The organism is Actibacterium ureilyticum, assembly GCF_002285435.1.
In the GTDB taxonomy this organism is placed as follows: Bacteria; Pseudomonadota; Alphaproteobacteria; order Rhodobacterales; family Rhodobacteraceae; genus Actibacterium_C; species Actibacterium_C ureilyticum.
This window is the reverse complement of the sequence record NZ_NSBT01000037.1, coordinates 1-17842: the sequence shown is the minus strand read 5'-3', so window position 1 is coordinate 17842 and position 17842 is coordinate 1. Positions and strand designations below refer to the sequence as shown.

The window sequence follows — 17842 nt, the reverse complement described above, 5'->3', positions numbered from 1 at the left end:
AAGAATCGAGGCGCGAATGCAGTCACTGATCCGACGCATCTATCGGGAACGCAGGCGAATGGCGATTTTCGGCACCATGGCCGCGCTGTCGGGGTACCTGTTCTTCATCGGCGACGACCGCAGCCTGCACGGGCTGCCGGTATCGACCATCGCCAGCCTGGGCTTCGCCCTGGGGCTGAGCCTGCTGGGGCTGGTCGTTTGCGTGCTGATGCCCGCCTATCGCTTCGTGATAGAGGCGCTGGGCCTGATGCTTCTGGTCTATGCGGTGCTGGCGCTGTATTTCCCGGCGCTGAACGTCGACAGCGCGGCGATCCCCATCGTGAACGTGATCCTGTTCATGGGCGGCGCGCAGCTGCTGCATCACCTGTTCTATGGCGCGTGGTCGGACAAGTACCTGAACCAGGCGGTCCATATCGACCGCGCCACCACCCTGACCCGGATGGAGCAGGAAGACCTGTGGCTGTCTCTGTTTCCCGACCCGCATACGCGCGAATATTACTATGACGACACCCTGATCGAGATGGAGCGGGTCACGGATCAGCCCGGCGCGCTGCATGTGGTCAACAGCCGTGGCAACGGCATGTTCGTGGAGCAGATCGTGCATTTCGACCAGATCAAGCGCGGCTGGTCGTTTCGCACGAAGTACGAAGTTCTGGGCCGCGCGCGCGGCAAGTCGGGCAAGCTGCCGGTCTATACCCTGGTGTTCGAGCCGCGCGATGCCGATATCGCCGTGCATATCCGCTGGGAACGCTATGACTTCCCCACCCGCCGCGCGATGATGCACTGGATCGACGACTGGGCCGGGCGCAAGCTGGACGAGATGGTCGAGAAGTCCGAGACCAAGATGGCCCAGATCAACGCCGCCATGGGCTACGGACAGGAGGCCTGAGCGGCCCCGGCGCGTGCCGGAACCGCAAAGCGCCGCGATCAGGCGGGCGTCAGCGCCGGATAGTCGGTGAACCCTTTCTCGCCGCCGCCATAAAGCGTGTCGCCATCCAGATCGTTCAGCGGCGCATCGGCCTTCAACCGCGCCACCAGATCGGGATTGGCGATGAACGGACGGCCAAAGGCGATCATGTCCGCCTCGTCCGCGGCCACACGGGCAATGGCGCTGTCCCGGTCATAGCCGTTATTGGCCATATAGGGCCCCTGCCACAGCTTGCGCAGCGTGTCGAAATCGCCGATACGGGCGCCGCCGGTCTCGCCCTCGACCATATGCAGAAAGGCCAGGCCATAGCCGTTCAGCCGCTCGATCACCGGGGTATAGGTCGCCAGCGGGTCGCTGTCCGAAATCCCGTTGGCGGGCGAAAACGGCGACAGGCGCACGCCCACACGGCCCGCGTCCCAGACCGTCAACAGCCCGTCGATCACGTCGAACAGCAGCCGCGCCCGGTTTTCGACCGACCCGCCATAGGCATCGGTGCGTTTGTTGGTGCCGTCCTTCAGGAATTGTTCGATCAAATAGCCATTGGCGGCGTGCAGTTCGACCCCGTCGAATCCGGCCTCCTTGGCACATTGCGCGGCATGGACGTAATCCTGCACCACGCGCGGGATCTCGGACAACTCCAGCGCGCGGGCCGCTGAGGGCGCCGCGAACCCGTCATGGGTGAAGGTCTTGGTGCTCATCGTCAGGGCCGACGCCGAAACCGGCGCCTGGCCATCGGGCTGGATCGAGGTATGCGAGACCGCCCCCACATGCCAAAGCTGCACCACGATCTTGCCGCCTTGGGCGTGGACCGCATCCGTCACCTTGCGCCAGGCGGCCACCTGTGCGGGCGTGTGAATGCCCGGCGTCTGGATATAGCCCTTGCCCTCGGGGCTGATCTGGGTGCCTTCGCTGACAATCAGCCCGGCCCCGGCGCGCTGCGTGTAATAGGTCACGTGCAGATCGGACACCTCGCCCGTTTCGTCATCGGCACGGTTGCGGGTCAGCGGGGCCATCACGACCCGGTTCTTCAGATCCAGATCGCCAGCAGTAAAAGGGGTAAACAGCTTTTCGGTCATCGGGGAGCTCCTGCAACGGTTTCAGGCACGGGACCAACCCGTACCGCAGACATCACAGGTATGGGCGCACACGCCCCGCACAAGCGCACCCATGCACATGCGACGTGCCTGAATGCACGACGCTAGAGCTGCGCGACATCCCCTCGCGCCCGCTGGGCGTGGAAATCGGCCTGGAACGCGGCAAAGCTGCCCGCGGCGATGGCGTCGCGCATGCCCTGCATCAGCTCCTGATAGTAATGCAGGTTGTGCCAGGTCAGCAGCATCGAGCTGATGATCTCCTGGCTGCGGAAGACATGGTGCAGATAGGCGCGGGAATAGTTGCGGCAGGCCGGGCAGCCGCAAGCCTCGTCCAGCGGGCGCGGGTCGTCCTGGTGGCGGGCGTTCTTGATGTTGACGACCCCGTGGCGGGTGAACACCTGCCCCGTGCGCCCCGACCGCGACGGCAGCACGCAATCCATCATGTCGACCCCGCGCGCGACGGCGCCGACGATATCGTCGGGCTTGCCCACCCCCATCAGGTAGCGCGGGCGATCGGCGGGAAGATAGCCGGTGGCATAGTCCAGGCAGCCGAACATCGCCTCCTGCCCCTCGCCCACGGCCAGCCCGCCGATGGCGTAGCCTTCGAACCCGATCTCTTGCAGCGCCCTGGCGGATTCCTCGCGCAGGTCGGGCTCCAACCCGCCCTGCATGATCCCAAAGAGCGCATGCCCCGGCCGGTCGCCAAAGGCCGCGCGCGAGCGTTCCGCCCACCGCATCGACAGGTGCATGCTGTCGGCGATGCGGTCGCGGTCGGCGGGCAGCGCGGGGCATTCGTCGAAGCACATCACGATATCGCTGCCCAAAAGGCGCTGGATTTCCATCGACCGTTCCGGCGTCAGCTCGTGCTTGGACCCGTCGATATGGCTTTTGAACGTCACGCCCTTTTCGGTCAGCTTGCGCAGCCCCGCCAGGCTCATCACCTGAAACCCGCCGCTGTCGGTCAGGATCGGTTTTTGCCAGTTCATGAAACGGTGCAAGCCACCCAGCCGGTCGATCCGTTCCGCCGTAGGCCGCAGCATCAGGTGATAGGTGTTGCCCAGCAGGATATCGGCGCCCGTCGCGGCCACGCTTTCGGGCATCATCGCCTTGACCGTCGCCGCCGTGCCCACCGGCATGAAGGCCGGGGTGCGGATTTCGCCGCGCGGCGTTTCGATCACGCCCGTGCGGGCGGTGCCGTCGGTGGCCTTAAGTTCAAAGTTGAAATGTGCGCCCATTCCGTTACCTGCAGTCCTGCCTCGGATGCGCCGGTATAGGCGATTCGGCACGAATTCCAAGAAGGACGCCGTCATGAACGATGAAATGACAACGCCCGCCCCGTTCCGTCTGGGCTGGGAGGAATGGGTTTCCCTGCCCGAACTGGGCCTGCCGGCGCTGTGCGCCAAGGTCGACACAGGGGCGAAGACATCGGCGCTGCACGCGTCCGAGATCGAACCCTTCGGCCCGGCCAGCCAGCCGCGCGTGCGCTTTGCCGTGCACCCCATCCCGGGGCGCGACGATCTGTCGATCCCCTGCTCGGCTGAAATCGTGGACCGGCGCGAGGTGACATCATCCAATGGCGATACCGAGCTGCGCTATGTCATCCGCACGCAGCTGCATATCGGCGGGCGCGACTGGCCGATCGAGGTCACGCTGACCGACCGGGGCAGCATGGCCTATCGCATGTTGCTGGGCCGCCAGGCGCTGCTGGACGACATCCTGATTGCGCCCACCGACAGTTTCTGCCAGCCGGTGCTGGATTACGACGCCTATCATTCCGCCGCCACGCTGGCCGCGCAGCCGGTCCGGGCCCTGCGCATTGCCGTGCTGAGCCGCGAGGAAACCAATTACTCGACCCGCCGCATCGTCGAAGAGGGCACAAGCCGCGGCCACGTGATCGAGGTGATCGACACCACGCGCTGCTACATGGCGATGAACGCGCTCTCGCCCGAGGTGTTCTATGACGGCCAGCGCCTGCCGCGCTATGACGCGGTGATCCCGCGCATCGGCTCGTCGGTCACCGCCTATGGCACCGCCGTGGTGCGGCAGTTCGAAACCATCGGCACCTATTGCGTCAACGGCTCGGACGGGATCACCGCCAGCCGCGACAAGCTGCACGCGCATCAGATCCTGGCGCGGCACCGGATCGGGATGCCGCAGACGGCCTTTGCGGCCTCGCCCAAGGATACCGACAACCTGATCGGGCTGGTGGGCGGCGCGCCGCTGATCGTGAAGCTGCTGGAAAGCACCCAGGGCAAGGGCGTGGTGCTGGCCGAAACCAAGAAGGCCGCGCAATCGGTGATTTCCGCCTTTCGCGGGCTGAAGGCCAGCTTCCTGGTCCAGCATTTCGTCAAGGAAGCCGCGGGCGAGGATGTGCGTTGTCTGGTGATCGGCAACAAGGTCGTCGCCGCCATGCGCCGGGTGGCCGAGCCGGGCGAGTTCCGGTCGAACCTGCATCAGGGCGGCAAGGCCGAGCGCGTGCGCATCACCAAGGACGAACGCGAGGCCGCCCTGCGCGCCGCCCGCGCCTTTCGGCTGCATATGGCCGGTGTGGACCTGCTGCGCTCGTCCGAGGGGCCAAAGGTGCTCGAGGTGAATTCCTCACCCGGGCTCGAGGGGATCGAAAAGGCCAGCGGCAAGAACGTGGCCGGCCTGCTGTTCGACGAGATCGAAAAGCGTGTCCGCCCGGCCCCGGCCCGCAAACGTGGCGCATCGGCCAAGCCCGGCACTTTACGGCCCGGCCGTTAAATCCTATATGATTGGTCGGAAATAAGGACAGGCCGATGACCGACGCTTCGCAGCCCCTCGAAGGGGCGCCCCTGATCAAACCGTCAACCACCGATCACCCGCTTTATGACAAGGTGGTCGAGGCCTGCCGGACCGTCTATGACCCCGAGATCCCGGTGAACATCTATGATCTGGGTCTGGTCTATACGATCGAGATCGACGCCGAGAACGCGGTTTCGGTCCTGATGACCTTGACCGCGCCGGGCTGCCCCGTGGCGGGCGAGATGCCGGGCTGGCTGGCCGAGGCGATCGAGCCGCTGGATGGCGTCAAGCAGGTGGATGTCGACATCACCTGGGACCCGCCCTGGGGGATGGAGATGATGTCCGACGAGGCCCGGCTGGAACTGGGCTTCATGTGATCCAAAGGCAAGCTTAATCGCTTGCCTTTTTCATTTGCAAGCGAATTTACTTGCCTTAAGGCGCGTGTGCGGCTTACGCTTGCGCCATGGAACAGCCACTCTGCGTCCTGACCGGCGACCTGATCGGATCGACCGCCCTGCCCGACGGACAGGTGGCGGCGGCCATGGCGGCGTTGCGCGACGCGGCCGGGCAGATTTCCGGCTGGCCAGACGCTGCGCCCGCCCGCTTCACCCCCTATCGCGGCGATGGCTGGCAGATGGTGCTGCGCGACCCGGCCCGCGCGCTGCGCGCGGCGCTGTTCCTGCGCGCCAGCCTGCGGGTGCTGGGCAAACCCTTTGCCACCCGGATCGCGCTGGCCACCGGGGTCGAGGCGCTGGGCGCCGGGCCGGACCTGTCGGGCGAAACCGGGCCCAACTTCGTCGCCTCGGGCCGGGCGCTGGACGCCATGCCGCGCGGCACCGAACTGGTCTGGGCCGCAGGCGGCGCGCGCGACGCGGTGTTCCGGCTGGCCGACCATATCAGCGCGGGCTGGACCCCGGCGCAGGCGCGGGCCGTGGCCCGGATGCTGCCCCCAACCGACATGACCCATGCCGCGGCCGCGCAGGCGCTGGGCATCAGCCGCCAGGCGGTGGATCAGGCCCTGGGCGCGGCCGGTTATCCCGCGTTGCACCAGGCCATCGCCCTGTTCGAAAGGGATTTTCATGCAAGCTGATCGACCTGCATTCCCCGAAAGCAAGCCCTTTCACCTGCACCAACAGGGGGCACGGCGATGATCGCGACCCTGACCGCCCTGCTTTTCGCCCATGTGCTGGCCGATTTCGTGTTCCAAACCAACTGGATGATCGCGCACAAGACGCAGGCCAAGGGCTTTCTGGCCCATGCGGTGGTGGTCGCCCTGACCGCCTGGATCGCGCTGGGCTTTCCCGCGCCCCTGCCGCTGGCGGCGCTGGTCGGGGCGCATATGGCCATCGACGCGGTCAAGACATTCGGCGGGTTTCGGGACCTGCGGGCCTTTCTGGTCGATCAGGCCGCGCATCTTACCACGATCTGCGTCCTCGTGTGGATCTGGCCCGGTCTGTGGGACGCGGGCGCCTGGGCGCCCTATCCCGCGCTGCTGCACCTTATGGTGCTGCTGACCGGGCTGATCGTCACCCTGCGCGCGGGCGAATACGCCATCGCGCTGCTGATGCGCCCCTATCGCGGGCGGGTGAACAATGCGGGGCTGCGGAACGGCGGCCGGGTGATCGGGATGCTGGAACGCGGGCTGATATTTGCCCTGATCGGGTTGGGCCAGCCGCTGGGCGTGGGGTTCCTTGTGGCGGCGAAATCGGTGCTGCGCTTCGGCACCGCGACCCGCGACCAGCGCAGCGCCGAATATGTGATCATCGGCACGCTGGCGTCCTTCGGCTGGGCGATTCTGGCCGCCTATGCCACCTTTGCCGCATTGGATCACCTGCCAGCGCTTGAGATTTCCCGACCGCTTCCCTAGGTTATGGGGCAGGAAGAAGGAACTCCAACATGTTCGGCATACCCGGCAAACAGGCCGTCTCCATGACCCCCGCCGCAGCGACGCAAATCGCCAAGCTGATGGCACGCGACGGGTCCAAGGGGCTGCGCATCGGCGTCAAGAAAGGCGGCTGCGCGGGCATGGAATACACCATGGATTACGTCGATAAGGTCGACCCGAATGACGAACGGGTCGAACAGGACGGCGCGGTTGTGATGATCGCCCCCATGGCACAGATGTTCCTGTTCGGGACCGAGATCGACTATGAGGTTTCGCTGCTGGAATCGGGTTTCAGGTTCCGCAACCCGAACGTCGCCGATGCCTGTGGCTGCGGCGAATCGGTCAAGTTCAAGGACGTGACCGAACTGGACCAGCCCGGGTAGGACAACCTGCCCGCTTCCCCCCGCGCGCGATCTGACCTAGTCTGCCCCCGAACACCGCGAACGGGGGAGAGACATGCGTAAACTGGCCGCTGGCAACTGGAAAATGAACGGCACCGCTGCGGCGCTGGCCGAGATCGCGGCGCTGAACGCGCGTTACGACAGCGCGCCGGTCGATATCCTGATCTGCCCCCCCGCCACGCTGCTGTCCCGCGCATCCGATACCGCGGGTCCCGCCATCGCCACCGGCGGCCAGGATTGCCATGCCGCTCATTCCGGTGCCCATACCGGCGACATCGCCCCCGACATGCTGAAAGATGCCGGGGCCAGCTATGTCATCCTGGGCCATTCCGAACGCCGCACCGATCATGGCGAAACCGACGCCACGGTGCGGGTCAAGACCGTGTCCGCGCTGAACACCGGTCTGACGCCGGTCGTCTGCGTGGGCGAGACCGAGGCCGAACGCGACGCGGGCCAGACCCTGGACGTGATCCGCAGCCAGCTGGCCGGCTCGCTGCCCGACGGGCTGGATGGGGCACAGATCGTCGTGGCCTATGAGCCGGTCTGGGCCATCGGCACCGGCCGCGTGCCGACCCATGACCAGATCGAAGAGGTACACAATCTGATGCGCGCCGAATTGGTCGCGCGCTTTGGCGACAGCGCCGCCGAGACCCGGCTGCTTTACGGCGGATCGGTCAAGCCCGGCAACGCGGCCGAGATCTTCGCGCTCTCGAACGTGGATGGCGCGCTGGTGGGCGGCGCCTCGCTCAAGGCCGATGATTTCGCGGGCATCATTGACGCCCTGGCCCAGGCCTGATCCCCCTCCAAACGACGCGCCCGGCCCTGCCTTCGGGATTTGAGTATTTGCAGAGCAATGAAATGAAGGCCCCCGCGCCATTTCATTGCTCCATAAATACTCAGGGGGGTCCGGGGGGCTTGCCCCCCGGCGCGCCCCGCATGGCCCGACAGAACGGAAAAGGGCCGCCCAGCCGGACGGCCCCTGCCCCAGTCATTCTGCTGGTCTATTTCGTGATGATCTCGGGGCCCATGACCGCATTCGGCAGATAGGTCGAGATCGCGGGCACATAGGTCACCAGGATCAGGAACGCGAACAGCACCATCAGGAACGGCAGCGCCGCCTTGACCACCCGCATCATCGGCATCCCCGCCACGCCCGAGGTCACGAACAGGTTCAGGCCCACGGGCGGGGTGATCATGCCGATTTCCATGTTCACCACCATGATGATGCCCAGATGGATCGGGTCGACGCCCAGCTCGATCGCGATCGGGAAAACCAGCGGCGCCACGATCACCAACAGGCCCGAAGGCTCCATGAACTGGCCACCGATCAGCAGGATGACGTTCACGACCACCAGGAACATGATCTTGCCGAAGCCCGCGTTCAGCATCGCACCGGCGATCTGCTGCGGGATCTGTTCGTCGGTCAGCACGTGTTTCAGGATCAGCGCATTGGCGATGATGAACATCAGCGTGACGGTCAGCTTGCCGGCCTCGAACAGGGTGGCGCGGGTGTCGCGATGGAACAGCGCGGTCAGCACCGCATAGGGTTTCTCGATCAGCGGCACCGGGCGCGCGCCCTCTTCGGCCGGTTTCAGCGGACCCATGTCGCGATAGATGAAACAGGCCACGAAGAACGCATAGACCGATGCGACGGCGGCGGCTTCGGTGGGGGTGAAGATCGCCCCGGTCACGCCCGGCACGCCATAGATGCCCACCATGATGATGACGATCAGCATCAGCCCCCAGAACGCGTCACGGAACGCGGCCCAGATCTCGGACCAGCCGGCCCATTCGCCCTTGGGCATGTTGCGGATCGTGGCCATGACATAGATCGTGACCATCAGCAGCAGACCCGCCAGCAGGCCCGGGAAGACACCGGCCAGGAACATCCGGCCCACCGACACCTCGACCGCACTGGCATAGACCACCATCACGATCGACGGCGGGATCAGGATGCCCAGCGTGCCCGCGTTGCAGATCACACCGGCGGCGAAATCCTTGGTATAGCCCACCTGCCGCATCGCCGCGATGACGATGGAGCCGATGGCGACCACGGTCGCGGGGCTGGAGCCCGACAGCGCGGCAAACAGCATGCAGGCAAAGACGCCCGCGATGGCCAGACCGCCGCGCAGATGCCCGACGCAGGCAATGGAAAACCGGATGATCCGCTTGGCCACCCCGCCCGTCGACATGAAGCTGGACGCCAGGATGAAAAACGGGATCGCCAAGAGCGTATAATGCCCCGCCATCGCCTGATAGAAGGATTGCGCGATCGATGCCAGCGACGTGTCCGACAGCACCAGCAGGAAGACGATCGAGCTGAGGCCAAGCGACACCGCGATCGGCACCCCGATCAGCAGCAGGCCCACGATCATGCCAAAAAGAACGGCGACTTCCATATTCTTATTCTCCCGCGTTCCGGGCCGCGACGTCTTCGACGGCGTCTTCGGCCTCGTGGCTGACGATCAGGCTTTTCTGTTTGCCGGTCACGATGCGCAGGCTGGCCTGCACGATCCGGAACAGGATCAGGGCACAGCCGAACGGCATGATGGCATAGGGGATGAACCGCGGCAGTTTCTCGTATTCCTCGCCGAAGTTGAACGTGGCCTCCAGCCAGCCCTTCAGGATGGGGATCGGGATCTGTTCGGTCTCGTACCAGGCCTGGTCGCGGCTGTCGGCGAAGCCGGTCGGGAACCAGCGCCCGGTGGTCGCGTCCAGCCCGGCAAAGGGGGCCCAGTAATCCCAGGCGCCCTTCATCAGAAGCCCCGCATAGGCCAGGCAGCACAGCGCCGCGATCAGCCCCAGGGTCCGCTGGCCGCGCTGCGACAGCAGGTTCAGGATCGCATCGACCCCCAGATGCGCCGTCACCTTGAACCCGTAGCTGACGCCAAACACCACCAGCCAGGCAAACAGCACCAGCGTCAGTTCCTGCCCCCAGATCAGCGAGCTTGAGAACACATAGCGCAGCACGACATTCACGAAGGTGACCACGACCATCAGACCCAGGATCAGGGCGATGGCGTTTTCTTCGATCTCGTTCACGATCCGGGCAAAACCCGACAGTTCAGGCTGTTCGGCTGATCCGGCCATCGCTGTCCCCTCCTTTGGCTGTGATCGGTGATATGAAAAGGGCGACCCGACGGATCGGGTCGCCACAGCATTGGCCGAAACGGCTTACATCGACGCGTTGATTTCCTGTGCGGCGGCGATGTTCTCGGCGCCCACATCGGCTTCGAACTGATCCCAGACCGGCTTCATCGCATCGACCCAGGCCTGACGCTGTTCGGGCGTCAGTTCGCGCACGGTGCCGCCCTGTTCGATGATCGACTGCTTGGCGGCCTCGTTCACGGCGAAGGCCTCGGCGTTGCGGGTGTCGGTCACCTCTTGCATGATGGTGGCCAGCTGCGTGCGCACGTCATCAGGCAGGCTGTCCCAGAAATCGGTCGAGGTCACGACCAGGTAATCCAGCACGCCGTGATTGGTTTCGGTCACGCCGTCCTGCACCTCGAAGAACTTCTTGCCATAGATGTTGGACCAGGTGTTTTCCTGCCCGTCGACAACGCCGGTCTGCAGCGCGCCATAGACTTCGGAAAACGCCATCGGCTGCGGGCTGGCGCCCAGGGCTTCCATCTGCGCGACCAGCACATCCGAGGTCTGGACGCGGAATTTCAGGCCCTTGGCGTCGCTGGGATCCAGCAGCGGCTTGTTGGCCGAAAACTGTTTCATGCCATTGTGCCAGAAGGCCAGGCCCAGAACGCCGCGGCGCACCATGGATTCCTTCATCGCCACCCCGGTTTCCGAGGCCTGGAACGCATCGACCGCTTCCATGCTCGAGAACATGAACGGCAGGTCGAAGATGCGGAATTTCTTGGTGAACTGCTCGAATTTCGACAGCGACGGCGCGGCCATCTGCACGTCGCCCTGCAGCAGCGCCTCGAGCACCTGGTCATCGTTGTAAAGGGTCGAGTTCGGATAGACCTCCATGCAGGCCTTGCCGTTCATTTCCTCGTTCACCCGTTGCTCCAGCAGGGTCGCGGCAATGCCCTTGGGGTGCTTGTCGCTGTTGGTCACGTGGCTGAACTTGATGACGATCTCGCCATCTTCACAGGCCGCGGTGGCGGCACCGGCCGACAGGGACATGGCAACGGCAGCAGCCGCAGCGGTTACGAATTTCATTTGGAATCCTCCCAGATTTCCTTTGAACAGGTCTGGCGGCACGAGGGCCGGCCTGACAGTAACAGAACCGGCCTGATCGGGCGGCTCAACCGGGAAATGCCGGACCGGCCGAAGCGCCCGCAATATTATTGTTTTTCAAAGGCTTGATCCGACCGTTTCTGACCATCCAGCCGGCGACAGACGGCTTTGTGGCGGAAATCCGCACAGGCCACGCCGGGATTTGTGCGGATTTCCGCACAGATCCGGGATTCGCCCCTAGTCGCGGGCGCGAAAATCTTCGGGCCGTAGCCCGTGCTTGGCCAGCTTGTCATAGAAGGTCTTGCGCGGCAGTTTCAACGCCTGCGCGGCCTCGGTCGCGCGGCCCTGCGCGCGTTTCAGCGCGTCGATCAGCAACGAGCGTTCGACCTGTGCCATCTGTTCGGCCAAGCCCAGGCTGCGCGCCTCGTCCAGTTCCGACAGGCCCATGGCAAAGCGCATCGCGGCATTCATCAGCGACCGCGCATTGCCCGGCCAGTCCTGCGCCATCAGCCGGGCGATCACGTCGGGCGTGATCTCGGGCATGGGCAGCGCGGCCTGTTCGCAGGCAATCGCGACGTAATGGCGAAACAGCACCGGGATATCCTCGGTCCGTTCGCGCAGCGCGGGGATGCGCACCCGCATCACGTCCAGCTTGTAGTAAAGGTCGGGGTTGAAACGCCCGGCCTCGACCTCGGCCGACAGATCGGCATAGGTGCCCGCCAGCACCCGGGGCGCGGCGTTGCGGTCCAGCAGATCCAGCAGCGTGAACTGCCCCGGCGCGGGCAGCCGGGCGATCTCGTCCAGAAACAGCGACCCGCCCTCGGCCCGTTCGAAACAGGCGTTCAGCATGTCGGGCGTGGCGGTGGCGGCAGACAGTTTCTGGAACGGGTGCTGGGCCGCGCCGGACAGCATGTGAATGACTTCGGCCACCTTGGACGTGCCGGTGCCCGGCTCGCCGGTGATCAGCACCTCGGCCGAGGCGCGCGCCACCGCCCGCACCCGCGCGCGCAGATCCTCGGCCAGTTTCGATTGCCCGAACAGCAGCCGCGCCGCCGCATCACCGTTTTCCAGCTGGTGCTTCAGATGCCGGTTTTCCAGCACCAGCGCGCGGGTCCGCAGCGCCTTTTCGACGATGGCCAGAAAATCGCCGGGCGAGCAGGGTTTTTCCAGAAAATCGAACGCGCCCGCCGAAATGCCGCGCACGGCGGTCGGCACGTCGCCCTCGCCCGTCAACAGGATCACCGGCAGGTCGGCGTCGATCTGGTGGACGAATTCCAGCAACGCGAACCCGTCCTTGCCCGGCATGCGGATATCGCTGACCACCACGCCCTGAAACACCGGCGAGATGTGATCCTTGGCCTCGATATAGGACCCCGCCAGAATGGGCGACAGCCCCGCCAGCTCCAGCGTCTGCCCCAGCGCCTCGCGCACGGGGGCGTCGTCATCGACCAGAAGCACCGTGGTGTTCATGCGGCCTCCTGCCGTTTGGCGGGGTCCAGCAGGATCGTGAAGACCGCTCCGCCCCCGTCCCGGTTGCGCCCGCTGATCGACCCGCCGAAGCTTTGCAGCAGGCCATAGGAGATCGACAGCCCCAGCCCCATGCCTTCGGATTGGCCGACCTCTTTGGTGGAATAGAACGGATCGAAGATCTTTTCCGGCTCGGCGATGCCGCTGCCGGTATCGGCCACGGAAAGCGCGATGCGCCCCGCCTGGCGGTCCAGCGTGATGTCCAGCCGCCGTTCGGCGCTGGCGCCCATCGCATCCAGCGCATTGGTCACCAGGTTCAGCACCACCTGTTGCAGCCGCACCTCGCCGCCGCGGGCCATCACCGGGCGATCGGGCCGCGCCCAGACCAGCGTGACCTGATCGGCGGCGATGCGCGGCGCGCTCAGCTCCAGCACCGTGTCGATCACCGCCACCAGATCGACATCGGTCATCGGCTCGGTTTCCTGCCGGGCAAAGGCGCGCAGGTTGCGGATGATCCGCCCCATGCGGCGGCCCAGTTCGGAAATCCGCGTCAGGTTCTCGGCCGCCTTTTCCGGCGCGCCGCGTTCCAGATACAGGTTGGCGTTTTCGGCAAAGGACCGGATCGCCATCAGCGGCTGGTTCAGCTCGTGGCTCAGCCCCGCCGACATCTTGCCCAGGGCCGACAGCTTGCCCGCCTGCACCAGATCCTGCTGCGCGCGTTTCAGCGCGGCCTCGGCCTCCAGCCGCTCGGCGACCTCGTGGCGCAGGGTGGCGTTGGCATCCGACAGCGCGCGGGTCCGGGTGCGCACGCGTTCCTCCAGCCGGGCGTTGGCGGCGGCCTCGATCCGCAGCCGTTCGCTCAGCGCGCGGCGGCGTTCGGACACGATCAGCAGCAGCCCGCCGAAGATCAGGATCACCGCGCTGACCGCGATGGCCTGCAACCAGGCGATGCGCGCGGCACTGTCGACGCTGAGCAGCAATTCGCCGCGCATCCCGATCACCGGCAGATCCTGCACCAGATGCAGCGCCCGCTGCGGCAGGTACCGCCCCCCGTCCAGCGCCCAGACCTCGTGCCCGAACCGCGTGGTTTCGCGCGCCGCCGGAAACGCGCTCAGCATGTCGCGCGCATAGCCGTAACGGGGCTGGCCGATCCGCAGCGCGGTTTCCAGATCGCGGGTGCGAAACAGCAACTCGTTCCGGTTGGTGATGAACACCACCCCCGCCGCATCGGTGAAATAGATCGCCTGCGGATCGCCCAGCCAGGCGGATTCAACCTCCCATATGTTCACATCGACATCGAGCGTGCCCAGCACCCCGCCCCCCGGCGCGAAAACCGGCGCCGAAAAGACGAACGCGCGCCCCTCGACCCCGTCGATCTGCTGGTGATGCACCCCCAGCGCGCCCTGCATCGCCCGGCGAAAGGACGGCATGTCGGCGCGGGTCTTTTCCGACAGCGGCGATTTGCGCTGCGAGCTGAACCGCACCCGCCCATCGGGCCCCACCACATGCAGATCCAGCGTGTTGGTCTTGTCGGCGGTGCGCAGCAGCACCGTTTCCGCCGCCGCCATCGCCGCCGGGTCGCCCCGCAGCGCCGCCTGCAGCGTCGGATGTTCGGCCATCACCACGGCCAGTTCGCGATATTGCTGCAACGCGCCCAGCAACCGGGCCGAGGCCAGCGACAGGTCCAGTTGTCCGCGATCGGCCAGCCGGTCCAGACCCGCGCGATAGCTAACCCACCAGACCCCGGCGAACACCGCCGCGACCAGCATCAGGAAACCGGCAATGGCGGGGACGATCCGTGTCATGCGACCTCCTGCGTTTTCCTTGTGGTGCGGGCCCGGCCCGCGCGTGCGACAGGTGCCCCTAGGCCGGGGCCGCCTTGCCCTTTTCGATGCCATCGGTGGTCCAGACCAGGCGCTGGCGCCGGGCCGCGTCGATCTTGCGCCGGTGCGCGCGGACCTTTTCAGGGTCCTTGTACCCGCGCGGATGATCCAGATGCACCAGCGGCGCGCTGAACCGCAGATGCCGCCCCTTGACCCCGGCATTGGCCAGCCGAATGCCGAATTCCTTGTCGCCGCCGCCGTATTTCATCTCTTCGTCCATGCCGTTCACCCGCAGGATCGCCGACCGATAGGCCGAGGCATTGCCCCCGCACCAGTTGCGCCCGACCGGATAGACATGTTCGATCAGCGCCAGCATCGGCAGCGGCAGCGGCGCGGTCTTCAGCCATGTGGTGAACCGGCGCAGCGTGTTGGTTTCGCGCAGCCAGGCCCGGTCGAACACCCGGCCCGACAGCACGTCCTCTTCCGTGACCGATCGGGTCGTGGGATCGTCCAGCCGGATCAGGCTGCCGGAACAGAACCGGTCGGGCCGCGCCACTTGCAGGTGGCGGGCGATGAAACCGGGATGGATCAGGCAATCGCCGTCGATGAAGATCAGGTACTCGGCATCCGAGCTGGCAATCGCCCGGTTCAGGATGCGGTTCTTTTCAAAGCCGCGATCCTCGTGCCATTCGTGGCGGATAGTCAGCTCTGGCAGCCGGTCGCGCAGCGCCGCGATGGTATCGCGGGTTTCGGGACCCGAGCCGTCATCGGCGATACAGACACTGTCGGGCAACCGGGTCTGGCGGCTGACCGACAACAGCGTCAGCGTCAGCGCCCAGGGGCTGTTATAGGTCGAGATGATCAGTTCGGTGCGCATGCAACCCTCGTCTGCCTGTCGCTGTCCTAGCCCCCCCGGGGCCGCATTTCAACTGGATCCGCGCCGCGCGCCCGGCGGGATAAACAATTGCGCCGCCCCCCTTTGCGGTTAATCTGCGGGGACGACCAGCGGATCGACCGGGCGCCGGACCGGGCCGGGGCGGTGTTGGGCAAGGGATCACAAAGAGCGGCGGCGCGGCATGTCACTTTACGAGAAGTTCATCAACCGAAAGACCGTCATCATCGCCGGTCTTCTGGCGGCGGTCGGGCTGGTGGCCGACATATCGGGCATCATCGGCACCGATTACAGCTTTGCCGTCGCGAAACTGGATGTCGCCGCGATCGAGGCACCGACCGAACAACAGGTCCGCGCCTATACCGACACGCTCAAGGCCAGCCTGCAACCGGGCAGCATGACCGCGCCCGCCGCCCGCGCATTCGCCACCGAACAGATGCAGATCGACGCGATCCCCGACCGCTTCAAATCCTATATCCTGCTGATTTCCAACACGTCGGAACGCGATGCCGACGATGTCACGGTACATTTCGCCCTGCGCGACGGCGACAGGGTGCTTTATCGCGACCATTTCAAGGGCGCGCATATGCTTCAGGCCCGCGACAGCCAGATCCGGGGCGCAGTGCCCAAGACGGATGTTGCGGGCACGGTCTCGGAGATCGATGTCTGCCTGTCGTTTCGCGGCAAGTTCTTCGTCAACCGGGTCGAGCAGCGGATCTCGATCTCTCCCGCGCCGTTTCCCGCGGGCACCGGGCTCGACATGTTCGGCGAACCGCCCACCTGGTCGGCCATCGAAAGCCGCTCGGTCGACCGTTTCGTGCTGGGCACGCCCTGCGCGCCCGTTGGCGGCACCTGAGGGCGGCTAGAGCGGCAGCGCGGTGGTGGCCTTGATCTCTTCCATCGACAAAAGCGCGGTGACATTGTGAATGCGCACCTCGGCGATCAGCGCCTGATAAAACGCGTCATAGGCCCGCGCATTGGGCACCCGCACCTTCAGGATATAGTCGATATCGCCGGCCAGGCGGTGGGCCTCCATCACCTCGGGGCGGGCGCGTAGCGCCTCCAGGAACGTCTTCTGCCAATCCGCCTCGTGTTCGGCGGTGCGGATCAGGACGAAGAAACAGGCCTCCAGCCCCAGCGCCTCGGGGTCCAGGATCGCGGCCTGGCCACGGATCACCCCGCCCTCGCGCATCTTGCGGATGCGGTTCCAGACCGGGGTTTTCGACGACCCGACCTTCTTGGCGATCTCGTCCAGCGACTGGCCGGAATCGACCTGCAATTCGGCCAGAATCTTGCGATCCGTCGCATCCAGTCGCATCGGCGGCTCCTATCCGGGAATTTGTTCTGTTTCGCGCAATCGGATATTGGCATACAGGAACGGTTTCCCGCAATCCAGTCCGATCTTGCGCCGCCGGTTTGATCTTTGTCACGGCGCGGGCGGCGTGGGCACGCCATCAGGGTGGCAAAAGCGATATCTGCCGCACCTGTTTGGGGTTTTCGCGCCCCGGGCGGCGGTCTAGGAACAGGTAACGACGGATCAAAGATGAGCCTTGACGTGAACGACCCCGCCACACCCAAACTGCCCACCCTGCCCGATGCGCAAACCGTGACGGCGGTGACGCACTGGACCGACCGGCTGTTTTCCTTCCGCGTGACGCGGCCCGCCAGCTTGCGGTTTCGGTCGGGCGAGTTCGTGATGATCGGCCTGATGGGCGATCCCGACCCCAAGACGGGCAAGCAAAAACCGCTGCTCAGGGCCTATTCCATCGCCTCGCCTTCCTGGGATGAGGAGCTGGAATTCTACTCGATCAAGGTGCAAGACGGCCCGCTGACCAGCCGGTTGCAGCATATCCAGCCGGGCGATCAGATCATCCTGCGGCCCAAGCCCGTGGGGACGCTGGTCCATGACGCGCTGCTGCCGGGCAAGCGGCTGTGGCTCTTTGCCACTGGCACCGGGTTTGCGCCCTTCGCGAGCCTGCTGCGCGACCCGCAGACCTTTACCGATTATGACGAGGTGATCATCACCCACACCTGCCGCGAGGTCGGCGAGCTGGCCTATGGCGCGGCGCTGATCGACGAAATCCGCGGCGATGAGATGCTGGCCGAGCTGATCGGCGAGGGCTTCGCCGACAAGCTGCGGTACTATCCCACCACGACCCGCGAGCAGAGCCCCAAGATGGGCCGCATCACCGACCTGATGCGCGCGGGCGAGGTGTTCGCCGACCTGGGTGTCGCGCCACTGAGCCCGGAAACCGACCGCGCGATGGTCTGCGGCAACCTGGCCTTCAACCTGGAGATCAAGGAGCTGCTCGAAGGCTATGGCCTGACCGAGGGCGCCAATTCCAAGCCCGCCGAATACGTGGTCGAAAAGGCGTTTCTGGACTGACGGGCG

The 17842-nt window shown here is 65.5% G+C and carries 18 protein-coding genes; 9 read left to right on the top strand and 9 right to left on the bottom strand.

Going from position 1 to position 17842, the window contains the following annotated elements:
* Positions 1-16: 16 nt before the first annotated feature.
* Positions 17-889, top strand: coding sequence for a hypothetical protein (locus CLM60_RS12970; protein ID WP_141246507.1), 873 nt, complete (start codon positions 17-19; stop codon positions 887-889).
* Between the two features lie 38 nt (positions 890-927).
* On the opposite strand, the gene CLM60_RS12965 is transcribed toward CLM60_RS12970, so the two are convergent.
* The gene (locus CLM60_RS12965; RefSeq protein WP_095589568.1) at positions 928-2004 is read right to left on the bottom strand and encodes an alkene reductase; all 1077 of its coding nucleotides are present in this window, start codon (positions 2002-2004) and stop codon (positions 928-930) included.
* 122 nt (positions 2005-2126) lie between these two features.
* A complete protein-coding gene (tgt, locus tag CLM60_RS12960; RefSeq protein ID WP_095589567.1) occupies positions 2127-3257 on the bottom strand; it encodes a tRNA guanosine(34) transglycosylase Tgt in 1131 nt (376 codons plus the stop codon).
* Between the two features lie 73 nt (positions 3258-3330).
* Between tgt and rimK the strand changes: the two genes are divergently transcribed.
* The 6 genes from rimK (at position 3331) to tpiA (ending at position 7870) form a co-directional block, all read left to right on the top strand.
* Positions 3331-4767: a 30S ribosomal protein S6--L-glutamate ligase gene (rimK, locus tag CLM60_RS12955; RefSeq protein WP_245848408.1), complete on the top strand. Its 1437-nt coding sequence runs from the start codon at positions 3331-3333 to the stop codon at positions 4765-4767.
* Positions 4768-4802: 35 nt separating this feature from the next.
* Positions 4803-5165 carry an SUF system Fe-S cluster assembly protein gene (locus CLM60_RS12950; RefSeq protein WP_095589566.1) on the top strand — a complete coding sequence of 121 codons (363 nt, stop codon included), beginning with the start codon at positions 4803-4805 and terminating at the stop codon, positions 5163-5165.
* Between the two features lie 86 nt (positions 5166-5251).
* A complete protein-coding gene (locus CLM60_RS12945; protein WP_095589565.1) occupies positions 5252-5878 on the top strand; it encodes a hypothetical protein in 627 nt (208 codons plus the stop codon).
* Positions 5879-5935: 57 nt separating this feature from the next.
* Positions 5936-6655: a DUF3307 domain-containing protein gene (locus CLM60_RS12940; RefSeq protein WP_095589564.1), complete on the top strand. Its 720-nt coding sequence runs from the start codon at positions 5936-5938 to the stop codon at positions 6653-6655.
* Positions 6656-6684: 29 nt separating this feature from the next.
* Positions 6685-7056: a HesB/IscA family protein gene (locus CLM60_RS12935; RefSeq protein WP_095589563.1), complete on the top strand. Its 372-nt coding sequence runs from the start codon at positions 6685-6687 to the stop codon at positions 7054-7056.
* A gap of 73 nt (positions 7057-7129) precedes the next feature.
* Positions 7130-7870 (top strand): triose-phosphate isomerase, encoded by a 741-nt coding sequence (gene tpiA / locus CLM60_RS12930; protein ID WP_095589562.1) that lies wholly within the window; start codon positions 7130-7132, stop codon positions 7868-7870.
* A 205-nt stretch (positions 7871-8075) separates the two neighbouring features.
* Here tpiA and CLM60_RS12925 read toward each other — a convergent pair whose 3' ends face one another.
* The 6 genes from CLM60_RS12925 to CLM60_RS12900 form a co-directional block, all read right to left on the bottom strand.
* A complete protein-coding gene (locus CLM60_RS12925) occupies positions 8076-9473 on the bottom strand; it encodes a TRAP transporter large permease (protein WP_095589561.1) in 1398 nt (465 codons plus the stop codon).
* A 4-nt stretch (positions 9474-9477) separates the two neighbouring features.
* Entirely contained in the window at positions 9478-10164 is a 687-nt protein-coding gene (locus CLM60_RS12920; RefSeq protein ID WP_095589560.1) for a TRAP transporter small permease, read from the bottom strand.
* An 84-nt stretch (positions 10165-10248) separates the two neighbouring features.
* The gene (locus tag CLM60_RS12915) at positions 10249-11250 is read right to left on the bottom strand and encodes a TRAP transporter substrate-binding protein (RefSeq protein ID WP_095589559.1); all 1002 of its coding nucleotides are present in this window, start codon (positions 11248-11250) and stop codon (positions 10249-10251) included.
* 255 nt (positions 11251-11505) lie between these two features.
* The gene (locus CLM60_RS12910) at positions 11506-12738 is read right to left on the bottom strand and encodes a sigma-54-dependent transcriptional regulator (protein ID WP_095589558.1); all 1233 of its coding nucleotides are present in this window, start codon (positions 12736-12738) and stop codon (positions 11506-11508) included.
* On the bottom strand, positions 12735-14540 hold the full coding sequence (locus tag CLM60_RS12905) for a sensor histidine kinase (RefSeq protein ID WP_095589557.1): 1806 nt from the start codon (positions 14538-14540) through the stop codon (positions 12735-12737). The genes CLM60_RS12910 and CLM60_RS12905 overlap by 4 nt, the downstream gene beginning before the upstream one ends.
* A gap of 58 nt (positions 14541-14598) precedes the next feature.
* On the bottom strand, positions 14599-15435 hold the full coding sequence (locus tag CLM60_RS12900) for a glycosyltransferase (protein WP_095589556.1): 837 nt from the start codon (positions 15433-15435) through the stop codon (positions 14599-14601).
* A 199-nt stretch (positions 15436-15634) separates the two neighbouring features.
* On the opposite strand from CLM60_RS12900, the gene CLM60_RS12895 reads away from it, so the two are divergent.
* A complete protein-coding gene (locus tag CLM60_RS12895) occupies positions 15635-16306 on the top strand; it encodes a hypothetical protein (RefSeq protein ID WP_095589555.1) in 672 nt (223 codons plus the stop codon).
* Between the two features lie 6 nt (positions 16307-16312).
* Here the strand turns inward: CLM60_RS12895 and CLM60_RS12890 are convergent, their stop codons facing one another.
* Positions 16313-16768 (bottom strand): Lrp/AsnC family transcriptional regulator, encoded by a 456-nt coding sequence (locus CLM60_RS12890; RefSeq protein ID WP_095589554.1) that lies wholly within the window; start codon positions 16766-16768, stop codon positions 16313-16315.
* Positions 16769-16993: 225 nt separating this feature from the next.
* Here CLM60_RS12890 and CLM60_RS12885 point away from each other — a divergent pair, with 225 nt between their 5' ends.
* Positions 16994-17836, top strand: a complete 843-nt coding sequence (locus CLM60_RS12885; RefSeq protein ID WP_095589553.1) for a ferredoxin--NADP reductase — start codon at positions 16994-16996, stop codon at positions 17834-17836.
* Positions 17837-17842: the final 6 nt, after the last annotated feature.